Annotated in this window: 9 protein-coding genes; 5 read left to right on the forward strand and 4 right to left on the reverse strand. The window is 62.5% G+C overall.

Annotated features, from left to right (window positions below):
* Positions 1-339: 339 nt before the first annotated feature.
* Positions 340-1,914: an alkaline phosphatase D family protein gene (locus NKJ17_RS03765; RefSeq protein ID WP_352504858.1), complete on the forward strand. Its 1,575-nt coding sequence runs from the start codon at positions 340-342 to the stop codon at positions 1,912-1,914.
* Between the two features lie 37 nt (positions 1,915-1,951).
* Here NKJ17_RS03765 and NKJ17_RS03770 read toward each other — a convergent pair whose 3' ends face one another.
* A complete protein-coding gene (locus NKJ17_RS03770; protein WP_352479551.1) occupies positions 1,952-2,233 on the reverse strand; it encodes a hypothetical protein in 282 nt (93 codons plus the stop codon).
* Positions 2,234-2,431: 198 nt separating this feature from the next.
* On the opposite strand from NKJ17_RS03770, the gene typA reads away from it, so the two are divergent.
* Both typA and NKJ17_RS03780 read left to right on the forward strand, forming a co-directional pair.
* Positions 2,432-4,261 carry a translational GTPase TypA gene (typA, locus tag NKJ17_RS03775; protein ID WP_254817743.1) on the forward strand — a complete coding sequence of 610 codons (1,830 nt, stop codon included), beginning with the start codon at positions 2,432-2,434 and terminating at the stop codon, positions 4,259-4,261.
* A gap of 16 nt (positions 4,262-4,277) precedes the next feature.
* Positions 4,278-4,487, forward strand: coding sequence for a hypothetical protein (locus NKJ17_RS03780; RefSeq protein WP_352504860.1), 210 nt, complete (start codon positions 4,278-4,280; stop codon positions 4,485-4,487).
* A 46-nt stretch (positions 4,488-4,533) separates the two neighbouring features.
* On the opposite strand, the gene NKJ17_RS03785 is transcribed toward NKJ17_RS03780, so the two are convergent.
* Positions 4,534-5,160 carry a DUF1062 domain-containing protein gene (locus NKJ17_RS03785; RefSeq protein WP_352504861.1) on the reverse strand — a complete coding sequence of 209 codons (627 nt, stop codon included), beginning with the start codon at positions 5,158-5,160 and terminating at the stop codon, positions 4,534-4,536.
* A 395-nt stretch (positions 5,161-5,555) separates the two neighbouring features.
* On the opposite strand from NKJ17_RS03785, the gene NKJ17_RS03790 reads away from it, so the two are divergent.
* Positions 5,556-6,170, forward strand: a complete 615-nt coding sequence (locus NKJ17_RS03790) for a LysE family translocator (protein ID WP_352504862.1) — start codon at positions 5,556-5,558, stop codon at positions 6,168-6,170.
* 9 nt (positions 6,171-6,179) lie between these two features.
* Here NKJ17_RS03790 and NKJ17_RS03795 read toward each other — a convergent pair whose 3' ends face one another.
* Entirely contained in the window at positions 6,180-6,503 is a 324-nt protein-coding gene (locus tag NKJ17_RS03795; protein WP_254817740.1) for a YciI family protein, read from the reverse strand.
* 137 nt (positions 6,504-6,640) lie between these two features.
* Positions 6,641-7,204 carry a peroxidase-related enzyme gene (locus tag NKJ17_RS03800; protein WP_254817739.1) on the reverse strand — a complete coding sequence of 188 codons (564 nt, stop codon included), beginning with the start codon at positions 7,202-7,204 and terminating at the stop codon, positions 6,641-6,643.
* A 131-nt stretch (positions 7,205-7,335) separates the two neighbouring features.
* Between NKJ17_RS03800 and NKJ17_RS03805 the strand changes: the two genes are divergently transcribed.
* Positions 7,336-12,132: an NAD-glutamate dehydrogenase gene (locus tag NKJ17_RS03805; RefSeq protein WP_352687060.1), complete on the forward strand. Its 4,797-nt coding sequence runs from the start codon at positions 7,336-7,338 to the stop codon at positions 12,130-12,132.
* Positions 12,133-12,291 lie beyond the last annotated feature (159 nt).

Genomic DNA, 12,291 nt, shown 5'->3' on the forward strand with positions numbered 1-12,291 from the left:
TCGACCTCAATGCAAGCCAACGATAGGATGGCAAACTGTTCGCGATGTCCTCGCACAGCTGTTCGCGATGTCCCCGGTCCAAACACCCCCTTGAGGGGGAGATGGCCGCGAAGCGGCCAGAGGGGGTCGGTCCGACCGGGCTCGGCCCCTTATCGCAGGCGCAAGAGGTCGGTGCTCCATGCGAGACGACCCCCTCTGTCGCCCCCGGCGACATCTCCCCCTCAAGGAGGGAGATTCGCCATCCTGTTGATGTCAGAAAACCTTCATCGTTTCGAAATGTGCCTGAAACATTGAAGCTGGAGCTTGGCGGCGACGTTCAACGCCATCCAGGAGACAGCCATGAACAAGATTTCGATGACGCGGCGCGCTTTCGTCACGTCGGCCAGCGCCGTTGGCCTGGTCGGCGCGTCGGGCCTCGCGCTTCCCTATTACTCGCGCGCCAATCAGCGCCCGGCCTTTACCCACGGTATCCAATCCGGCGACGTCGACGCGACCAGCGGCATGGTCTGGGCGCGCACGGACCGGCCGTCGCGCGTCATGTTCGAAGTGTCGCCGACGGAGAGCTTCGCCAATGCCGTCCGCCTGGCGCCGCTCGATAGCTCGCCGGCCAGCGACTATACGGTGAAGCGGCTGCTTACCGATCTCGCCTCCGACCAGGACATCTTCTACCGCATGGTCGCGGCCGATCTTTCCGATATCAACGCCGTTTCCGAGCCGATCATCGGCCGCTTCCGCACGGCACCTGCCTCGAAGCGCGACATTCGTTTCGCTTGGTCGGGCGACACCGCCGGCCAGGGCTGGGGCATCGACGACACCGGCATGAAGACCTACGCCACGATCGCCAAGCACACGCCGGACTTCTTCCTGCATTCGGGCGATACGATCTATGCCGATGGCGCGATGAAGGACGAGGTCGACCTGCCCGGCGGCGGCAAGTGGAAGAACACCGTGCTGATCGACGAAAAACGCAAGGTTGCCGAGACGCTGGATGAATACCGGGGTCAGTGGAAATACAATTTGATGGACAGGAACGTGCTGGCGCTGAACGCCATCTGCCCGACGTTCTACCAGTGGGACGACCACGAGGTGGTGAACAACTGGTCGGATTCGAAGGATCTGAGCGCCGACGACCGCTACACCGAAAAATCCATCCATGTACTGGCGGCACGCGCGGCGCGCGCCTTCCACGAAATGACGACGATCCGCTACGAGCCGTCGGAGCCCGGCCGTGTCTACCGCAAAATCGCCTATGGGCCGCTGCTCGACGTGTTCTTCCTCGACATGCGTTCCTATCGCGGCCCCAACGGTCCGAATATGCAGGAGACGATGACGCCGCAATCGCGCATCCTCGGCGAACAACAGACGAAATGGCTGAAGCGCGAGCTGGCGAATTCCAATGCAACCTGGAAAATCATCGCCGCCGACATGCCGCTCGGCCTCGTCGTCTGGAACGACGGCACCAAGAAGGTCGGGGCTGAGGCAATCAGCAATGGCGACAATGGCCCGGCCAAGGGGCGCGAGCTGGAAATTGCCGACCTCCTTCGCTATATAAAGAACGCGGGGATCAGCAATACCGTCTGGCTAACCGCGGACGTGCATTACACAGCCGCGCATTATTACAATCCGGACAAGGCGCAGTTCCAGGACTTCAATCCGTTCTGGGAATTCGTTTCGGGTCCGATCCACGCCGGCACATTCGGACCGAATGCTTTCGACATGACTTTCGGCCCGGAGCTGAGGTTCATCAAGGCACCGACCGCCGAACAGGGTCAGAACCTGCCGCCGTCGGCCGGCCTGCAGTTCTTCGGGCTCGTCGACATCGATGGAGCCACCGAGCAGTTGACGGTGCGGCTGATGGATCGCGACGACAGCGAACTCTATAAGGTCACGCTCGATCCGGTGCGGTCGGCGTGAGATTGCCTTTTAGGACCACCCCGAAGGTGGATGTGCATCAATCGGGATAGCAGACGACGGGAATCTTGGGCCAGACGGCGCTGTCGCATCCGGCGTTTTTTTGCCTTTGCTTGAAGGCGGTGCTGACCGGTCCGGTCACCACCGGGTCGACGCCGTCCGGAGCATCGGCAAAAAGCTGCTCTGCCGAGCGCTTGTCGGACGGCAGAGCAGACCGCGTCTCCTTGGACGGCGCGGCCGATTGCGCCGCGCTTGCCGCGAGGAGGACGGCGAGCGCGGTACATGCCAAAATCGGCCGGAGTTTGATGCCTGTCTCGATCATGAAATTCGAACTGTCCGGACCACGAAAGGTTCCGCCTTGGTTAATAATTCCACTTCACACCAAGATATTTAAGATTTGGTGACTTTATTTGGTGGCTCGCCTCCTCTTTCGCAAATGCGAAAAACCCTGTATGAGCCGCCCAACCGAAAGAGGCAGCGCCTTTTGGCCTGCTGCCTGCAACGCTCCCGAGACCGAAACATGAAAATCCGCAATATCGCGATCATCGCGCACGTCGACCATGGAAAAACCACCCTCGTCGACCAACTCCTGAAACAGTCCGGCTCGTTCCGCGACAACCAGCGCGTCGCCGAGCGCGCCATGGATTCAAACGATCTTGAAAAGGAACGCGGCATCACCATCCTGGCCAAGGCGACCTCGGTCGACTGGAAGGATACCCGCATCAACATCGTCGACACGCCCGGCCACGCCGATTTCGGCGGCGAGGTCGAGCGCATCCTGTCGATGGTGGATTCGGCCATCGTGCTGGTCGACGCCGCCGAGGGCCCGATGCCGCAGACCAAATTCGTCGTCGGCAAGGCGCTCAAGGTTGGACTGAAGCCGATCGTCGTCATCAACAAGATCGACCGGCCGGATGCCCGCCATGTCGAAGTGGTCAACGAGGTGTTCGACCTTTTCGCAGCACTTGACGCCACCGACGAGCAGCTCGACTTCCCTATCCTTTACGGTTCAGGCCGCGACGGCTGGGTCTCGGAAAACCCCGAAGGCCCGAAGGACCAGGCTCTGGCGCCGCTGTTCGACCTCGTCATCAAGCACGTGCCGGCGCCGACCGTTCATCCCGGCCCGTTCCGCATGATCGGCACCATCCTGGAAGCCAATCCGTTCCTCGGCCGCATCATCACCGGCCGTATCGAATCCGGCACGCTGAAATCCAACCAGGCGGTCAAGGTGCTGCACCATGACGGCACCCAGGTCGAAACCGGCCGCATTTCGAAGATCCTCGCCTTCCGCGGGCTCGAGCGCCAGCCCATCGAGGAAGCGCAGGCGGGCGACATCGTCGCCATCGCCGGCCTGTCGAAAGGCACTGTCGCAGACACCTTCTGCGACCTGTCGGTGACCGAGCCGCTGCACGCGCAGCCGATCGATCCGCCGACGGTGACGATGTCTTTCCTCGTCAACGATTCGCCGCTGGCCGGTACCGAAGGCGACAAGGTGACCAGCCGCGTCATCCGCGACCGCCTGTTGCGCGAGGCCGAAGGCAATGTCGCGCTGAAGATCGAGGAATCACCTGACAAGGATTCGTTCTTCGTTTCCGGCCGCGGCGAATTGCAGCTGGCCGTGCTGATCGAGACGATGCGCCGCGAAGGTTTTGAGATCGCCGTGTCGCGGCCGCGCGTCGTCATGCAGAAGGGCGATAACGGCGAATTGCTGGAGCCGGTCGAGGAAGTCGTCATCGACGTCGACGAGGAGCATGCCGGCGTCGTCGTGCAGAAGATGTCGGAGCGCAAGGCCGAGATGGTCGAGTTGCGCCCTTCGGGCGGCAATCGCCAGCGAATCGTCTTCCACGCGCCGACGCGCGGCCTGATCGGCTACCAGTCGGAACTGTTGACCGACACGCGCGGCACCGCCGTGATGAACAGGCTGTTCCATGCCTACGAGCCTTATAAGGGTGAGCTGCCGGGTCGCACCAACGGCGTGCTGATCTCCAACGAACAGGGTGAATCGGTGGCCTATGCCATGTGGAACCTGGAAGACCGCGGCCCGATGGTCATCGATCCCGGCGTCAAGGTCTATCAGGGCATGATCATCGGCATCCATTCCAGGGACAACGATCTCGAGGTCAACGTGCTCAAGGGCAAGAAGCTGACCAACATCCGCGCCGCCGGCAAGGACGAGGCGGTGAAGCTGACGCCGCCGATCCGCATGACGCTGGAACGCGCGCTGGCCTGGATCCAGGACGACGAGCTGGTCGAGGTGACGCCGAAGACCATCCGCCTGCGCAAGCTCTATCTCGACCCGAACGAGCGCAAGCGTTTTGAGAAGTCGGCGAAAGTGGTCGGCGCGGCATAAAGGGTAATACCGCGCAGTGAGCGGTAAACTCGTCACGGCTGTCATATACGACAATCGACGCGAGGCCGAAGTTTGCGTGTCGATGCTCGACGCGTATGGAATTTATGCTCTCGCGAATTATCTTCTCGACACGGGCAGGCTCGGCTTGATCCATGTGCAAGTCGCCGACAGCGATCTCGATGCAGCCAAGGGTTTGATCGGCTCGGCCTCCAAAGAGGGCGATTGACCCCTGGCCGCAACTGTCTCCGATTGCGGATGCCCTTGCCGTCGCCTCATCCGCCGGCAGCCGAAATGATGTCGTCCCGGTCTGGTTCGCCAGACAGGTGGATGCGGATCGCCGTTCCCGTCCGCGCCGGCCTGCGCAAGGCTTTGGCTCCGTCCGGACTAATGACCAGCAATCGTTTCTCTTCCCAAACCTGAAGCCGCGATCGCGAGACACCGAGTTCGCTGGCGAGCAACCGGTCGAGCCGCAGCGATGTCGGCGTTTCGAGCCAGAGCTGGAGTTCGAGAGCGGTGGTGTTTCCCAGCCTGTCGCCGAGCACCTCCTTTTGAACGGCGGCTTCGGCGAACTCCTCAACGCGCCCGATACTGCTTCGCAATGCGGCAACATCGAAGGCATGGCGCCGCGCCAGGACCGGATCGTTGCTTTCGAGCGCCTGCAATATTGCCGGTTCGATATCCCGGCGGCTGCAGCGCTCCAGAATGCCGAAATTCCAGGAATTGTCGCAGTCGATGCAGCGGTAGATCAACCAGGCGTCAATGCGCTTGCCATTGGCATTGACGCGGAATTTGCCGCTGCAGCGATAGGCTTTCAGGCCGCCGCAGCGATTGCAGTTGAGGTGAGGTCGAGGTGCGGTTTTGGGCGCGATCGCCCAGCGGATGAGCAGTATCGAAGGCATGCCGAAAAGCCCTTCCCGTCGGGAAGTTCGTCAGATCGGCGATATCGAGAACCCCTTGCGGGCACGGCGTGGCGAGAGACTGCGGCAGTTGGAAATCAGGTGTCGCGGGTGGTTATGCGCGACAGCGGTTCAGCAGTGCCAAACCGGTCTCGAACCGCCACCCTGAAGAACAGGTCATGTGAAAACAGGCACCGCGACTGCGACGCCCTGCTCTGTGTTGGGGGAGTTGACGAGACCGGCGGTTACGTAGGCAAAGTGAAGCTCGGAAAGGATTTCGGAACGACATCTCTAGCCGTGAGGTGCCTGGCGGACAAGCCTTCTTTCGGTAGACGCTACCGTCGCCGGAACAGTTGGGTTATGTTGAACACCCCAAACACTTCAAACGAGACCCCGTCATGCATTTCACGTCGCTGCTGATTTTTGCCGGCGCCCTGCTTGTTGCCGCCGGCTCGCCCGGCCCGTCGATTGCCGCTCTTGTGGCGCGGGTCATCGCAAAGGGCTTCCGCGACGTGTTTCCGTTCCTGCTTGCGATGTGGATCGGCGAAGCGATCTGGCTGTCTCTGGCGGTGTTTGGCCTCGCCGTGGTGGCGCAGACGTTCCATTATGCCTTTGTCGTCGTGAAGTGGGCCGGCGTCAGCTATCTCGGCTGGCTTGCCTGGAAGATGTGGACGGCACCGGTCGAGGCGAAGGAAGGTTCGCTGCCGCGCGAAGATTCTCCTGCCAAGCTGTTCTTTGCCGGCATGGCTGTGACGCTCGGCAACCCCAAGATCATGATGTTCTATCTGGCGCTGCTGCCGACCATCATCGACCTCGGTTCGGTCAGCGTGGTCGGCTGGGTCGAGCTGACGGCGACCATGGCAGTGGTCCTGGTCGCCATCGATTTGACCTGGGTGCTCGCCGCATCGCAGGCGCGCAAGCTCTTGAGAAGCAAGCGGGCGATGAAGATCGCCAACCGCATCAGCGCCGGCACCATGGCCGGCGCTGCGGCGGCGATCGCGGCGCGGTCCTGAGCCGGCGCGTCAACCCATTTCGATGATCGGCGCGATCTCGATACTAAAGGCTGGGTCGGTCAAGATAGGACAATCCTTGGCCTTGCCGACGGCATCGTCGATGTCTTTTGCTTCGATGATGGTGTAACCAGCGGTCGGATTGCTGCCGCCGTTGTTCTCGACCTTGCCGCCAGGCAGCACGGTCTTCGACATGCCGACTGGATTGCCACCGTCGACCACCGCTGAGCCGAGCTTGCCGTACCAGCCGGTCCAGGCATCCATCGCTGCCTTCCGTTCGGCCTCCTCGGTCGGCATCTTGCCTGAGCCATGATAGACGTAGAGAAATTTCGCCATGTTCTCCTCCTCTGATCGGCGGCATCGAACCGGCATGCGGTCATGCCGCATGCCGATCATCTGACCAAACCGGCAAACAAGCAACGAGAATGCGAAGTAGCTAATATAATGTGCGGTTGGCTCGCAACAGCGGTGCCCTATCGCGCCATCGCGTGGTATTCATCGTTCGGCCGCATATCGATTGCCGATGCCAGCCGGTTCGACATGTTGAAGAATGCCGCGGTCGAGGCGACATCCCATATGTCGCGGTCGGAAAAGCCGACTTGCCGCAGCGCCGCCCGGTCCGCTTCGACGATCTTTGCCGGTTGCTCGGTCAGCTTCACCGCGAATTCGAGCATGGCGCGTTGCCTGTCCGACAGCTTGGCGGCGCGAAAATTCATCACCATCATCTCGCCGAAGGCGGGGTCGCCGGAAAGCTGGCGCACCGCCGCGCCATGCGCGGCCAGGCAATAGTAGCAATGGTTGACCGAAGAGACGGCGACCGCGATCATCTCGCGCTCGAGTTTCGACAGGCCGGATTCACCCAGCATCAAATCATTGTACATGTCGGTGAAAGCGCGCAGCTTCTTCTCGTCGAAGGCATAGGCGAGTAGCACATTGGGAACGAGGCCGAGTTTCTCCCGGCATTTGGCGAAATAGGCCTTGGTCGCGTCGCTCAGCTCCGCCGGTGCCAGGTCAAGCGCGGTGATTTTGTCCGTCATGGCGGATTTCTCCTCGTTTTTCGCCAGGCTGCCGGTGAATTCCGACATTTCGTCGCAAGCCGTCAAACCTTTGTCGCCAAATACCCGTCATCTGTTAGCATAGCCGCAAAAACATGCGACGGGAGGGACTCATGGCCAGTGTAAAGTCAGCGAGCCGGTTGAAAAAAGCCGGCCTGACGAGGGGTGAAGCCGCGGGTGGCGAAAAGCCCGGCAGGCTTGCCGACTACCTGCTGGCCCGAGCTCCGGCCGAAGATGTCGCCGCCTACGACGTCATCGATCTCGAACGCGCTGCCGAACTCGCCGGCCGCGCAGTGGCCAGGCACAAGAAGGACGACTGCGTCGTTGCTATAGACGTCGATTCCGGTGTCGTCCGCCAGGGCCGGCCGATGACGGTGATCACCGTCGTCAACGACAACATGCCGTTCCTGTTTGATTCCGTCCTCGGCGAAATCACCGAGAGCGCGGGCGAGCCGCTGCTGGTTACCCACCCGGTCATAGTCGTCAGGCACGGCAAAAACGGCGTCGAGGAAATCCTCGGCGACGGGGGTTATGCCAAGGGCGACCACAGCCATGACCGGCTGAGCGTCATCCATGTCCATATCGGCCGCCTTTCGGCCGAGCAGGCTGAAGGTCTGGCCGCACGCCTGACCAAGCTGCTCGGCCAAGTGCGCGCCGCCGTCACCGACTGGAAGCCGATGCTCGCCCGCCTCGACCAGGCGATCTCGGAATTCCGCTACTCGCCAGTGCCGCTCGACAAGGCCCATGTCACCGAGGCGATCGCCTTCCTCGAATGGCTGCGCGACGACAATTTCACCTTTCTCGGCATGCGCGAATTCAACTACACCGGCGGCGAGACGAGCGGCATGCTCGAGCGGGCCGAAAAGCCCGGCCTCGGCATCCTTTCCGATCCCGACGTGCTGGTGCTCAGGCGCGGCACCGAAGCGGTAAGCACGACGCCGGAAATCCGCGCTTTCCTGCATGGGCCGGAACCGCTGATTGTCACCAAGGCCAACGCCAAGTCATCGGTGCACCGGCGCATCTACCTCGACTACATCGGCGTCAAGACCTACACCGGCAAAGGCGTGCTTTCGGGCGAGCTCCGCATCGTCGGCCTGTTCACGTCGACTGCCTATACGCGCTCGGTGATGAAAATCCCCTATCTGCGCTCGAAGGCGGAAACCGTCATCGCCAAATCCGGCTTCAATCCAAGCGACCATTCCGGCAAGGCATTGATCAACGTGCTGGAGAGCTATCCGCGCGACGAGCTGTTCCAGGTTCCGGTGCCGATCCTGCGCAAGCATGCCGAAGCCATCCTGGGCTTGATCGAGCGGCCGCGCGTCAGGGCATTGGTGCGTGTCGACCAGTTCGACCGCTTCGTCTCCGTGCTCGTCTTCGTGCCGCGCGACCGCTACGACAGCGTCGTGCGTGAGAAGATCGGCACGTATCTGAAGACCGTCTTCGAAGGCCGGCTGTCGGCCTATTATCCGGCGTTCCCGGAAGGCGGGCTGGCGCGTGTCCATTTCATCATCGGCCGCTCCGGCGGCAAGACGCCGAAGGTCGAGCAGGCGACGATCGAGGCGGCGATCCGCGACATCGTACGGACCTGGGACGATGCACTGCGCGAGACCGCGACAGAGACCGGCGCCGATGCGAGACTCACGGCCATCGCCTCGCGTTTTTCGGAAAGCTATCGCGACAGTTTTCCGCCGGCCGTGGCGCTGGCCGACGCCGGGCGCATCGCCAAGCTCGATGCGTCAAATCCGATCGCCATCGACTATTACCGTCACGCCGTCCAGAAGCCGCATCAGGCTGCGCTGAAGATCTATCACCACGGCAGCCCGGTGGCGCTGTCGCGGCGCGTGCCGGTGCTGGAAAACATTGGTTTCCGCGTCATCAGCGAGCGCACTTTCGAGGTCGGCGACAATCAATCCGGCATGGTCTTCATCCACGACATGGAACTCGAGAACAGCTACGGCAGGCCGATCGACCTCGGCAATGGCGGCGCGCTGTTCGAGGATGCGTTCCTTTCCGTCTGGCGCGGCGATGTCGACAATGACGGCTATAACGGCCTTGCCCAGACCGCCGGCCTGTGGTCAGGCGAGATCACCGTCCTGCGCGCCTATGGCCGCTATCTGCAGCAGGCCGGTATCCCGCAGAGCCAGGATTTCATCGCCGCCGCGCTCAATCGCTATCCCGAGATCGCCCGCGGCCTGCATGCGCTGTTCGTCGCCCGCCTCGGCCCGACGGCGGAAACGGAAGGTGTCGTCCAGGCCAAACATTTGAAGGCCAAGATCACGGATGCGCTGGAAGACGTTCCCAACATTGATGACGACACCATCATCCGCCGTTATCTGAACCTGATCGAGGCCTCGCTGCGCACCAATCATTTCGTTGCCGATACGAAAGAGAAAGGCCAATCGCTGGCGATCAAGCTCGATTCGCAATCGGTGGACGGGCTGCCGGCGCCGCGGCCATGGCGGGAGATCTTCGTCTATGGCTCTGAGGTCGAGGGTGTGCATCTGCGCTTCGGCCCAGTCGCGCGCGGCGGCCTGCGCTGGTCGGACCGTGCCCAGGACTATCGCACCGAAGTGCTCGGCCTGGTCAAGGCACAGCAGGTCAAGAATGCGGTGATCGTGCCGGTTGGCGCCAAGGGCGGTTTCTACCCGAAAAAGCTGCCGATGAGCGCCGGGCGCGACGCCATTTTCGAGGCCGGCACAGCCGCCTACAAGAATTACGTTTCCAGCCTGTTGTCGATCACCGACAATATCGGCCTGGACGGCGTCATCCCGCCGGCGGGCGTGGTGCGGCGCGACCAGGACGATCCCTATTTCGTCGTCGCCGCGGACAAGGGCACGGCGACCTTCTCGGACATCGCCAACGCCATCAGTGAAAAGCACGGCTTCTGGCTCGACGACGCTTTCGCCAGCGGCGGTTCGGCCGGTTACGACCACAAGAAGATGGGCATCACCGCCAAGGGCGCCTGGGAAGCGGTCAAGCGGCATTTTCGCGAGATGAACCGCGACATCCAAACCACTCCGTTCACCGTCGTCGGCGTTGGCGACATGTCAGGCGACGTGTTCGGCAACGGCATGCTGCTGTCGGAGCAGACCCGACTGATCGCCGCCTTCGATCATCGCGACATCTTCATCGATCCCGATCCCGACATGGCGGCTTCGATGGCCGAGCGCCGGCGTATGTTCGCTCTCGCCCGCTCAAGCTGGCAGGATTACGACAAGACGAAGCTGTCCGAAGGTGGCATCATCGTCTCGCGCAGCCAGAAGTCGATCACCTTGCCGGCCGCCGCGGCTGCAGCGATCGGCCTCGGCAAGACAACGGCCACGCCGGTCGAGATCATGAGTGCCATCCTCAAGGCGCCGGCAGACCTTTTGTGGTTCGGCGGCATCGGCACCTATGTCAGAGCATCGGGCGAGACCAACCAGGATGTCGGCGACCGTGCCAATGACGCGATCCGCATCACCGCGCTCGACCTGCGCGCCAAGGTGATCGGCGAGGGCGCCAATCTCGGCGTCACGCAGCGGGCGCGCATCGAATTCGGATTGAATGGCGGCCGCTGCAACTCAGACGCGATCGACAATTCGGGCGGCGTGAACTGTTCCGACGTCGAGGTCAACATCAAGATCGCGCTGGCTTCCGCGATGCGCAAGGGATCGTTGACCCGGCCGGCGCGCAACAAATTGCTGGCCGAGATGACCAATGAGGTCAGCGCCCTGGTGCTGTCCAACAATTACCAGCAGACGCTGGCGCTGTCGCTTGCCCGCAAGCGGGGCCTCGCCGACATCGCCCATCAGAGCCGCTTCATGGCGGCGCTGGAGGCGCGCGGACTGCTCGACCGTGCCGTCGAGGCGCTGCCGTCGCCGGCGGCCCTTGTCGAGCGCGAGACGCGCGGCGAGCCGCTGACCCGGGCCGAGCTCGGCGTGCTGCTTGCCTATGCCAAGATCGCGCTGTTTTCCGATATCGTCGCCAGCGACGTGCCCGACGATCCGCATTTCGACCGTGATCTCATGGGCTATTTCCCCGATCGCATGGCAAAGAGATATGCGGGAGAAATCCACGGCCATCGGCTGCGCCGCGAGATCATCGCCCGTGTCGTCGCCAATGATCTGGTCAATCGCGGCGGTCCGTCCTTCGTCAACAGGCTGCAGGAAACAACCGGCCGCAGTGCCGCCGATGTCGTGCGCACCTTCGCCGTGGTTCGGGATGGATTTGCGCTGCCGGCGCTCTATCGCCAGATCGACGCGCTCGACAACCAAATCGACGGGCAGATCCAGCTCGACCTTTATCAGGCGGTCAGCCGGCTGATCTATGTGACGAGCGGCTGGTACCTGAAGAACGATGCCGGCACCGCGCCGCTCGGGCAGCGGATCGCCGAGTTGCAGGACGCGCGCAAGGCGCTGGAGTCGAAGCTGGTTTCGCTGCTGCCGGCCTTCTCGCGCGAGCGGATCGAAGAGCTGCGGCACAATCTGTCGAAGGGCGGCGCGCCGGGGAGCCTTGCCGAACAACTGGCGTTGACCGATGTGGCGGAACTCATCCCCGACATTGCCCTGACGGCGCGGACGGCGAATGCTGGCATCGTCGCTGCTGCCAAGGCGTTTTTCGCGGTCAGCGATGTCTTCCGCATCCCGCGCGTCGAAGATGCGGCGCGCTCGATCACCCCCTCGGATTATTACGATCAACTGGCGCTTTCCCGTGCCACCGACACGATCGGCGCGGCCAGGCGCGGCATCGCCGTGGCGGCACTCACCAGCCATGCCGAGGCGGCGGATCCGGTGACGGCATGGCTGGAGGCCGGCGGCGAACGGGTCGGACGCATCCGCGAGCGGCTGCAGGCGCTGACCGAGGGCGGCGACATCACCGTGTCGCGGCTGTCGGTGGCGTCCGGCCTGATGAGCGATCTGACGGGGCTGTGAGACGTCTTCCATATCGCGCGGGATTGCCGGGAAGAACTGCGCGATAGAGCGAACGGCGCGCTGCTTTGGGGAGCGCCGGAGCATGATGCCGAACCTAACGATCGGCTTTTGGACAAGATCGTGCTCAACAACAAGACGGAGCGTCATTCCGATTCGATC

The organism is Mesorhizobium sp. M0208, assembly GCF_040322015.1.
Lineage (GTDB): Bacteria > Pseudomonadota > Alphaproteobacteria > Rhizobiales > Rhizobiaceae > Mesorhizobium.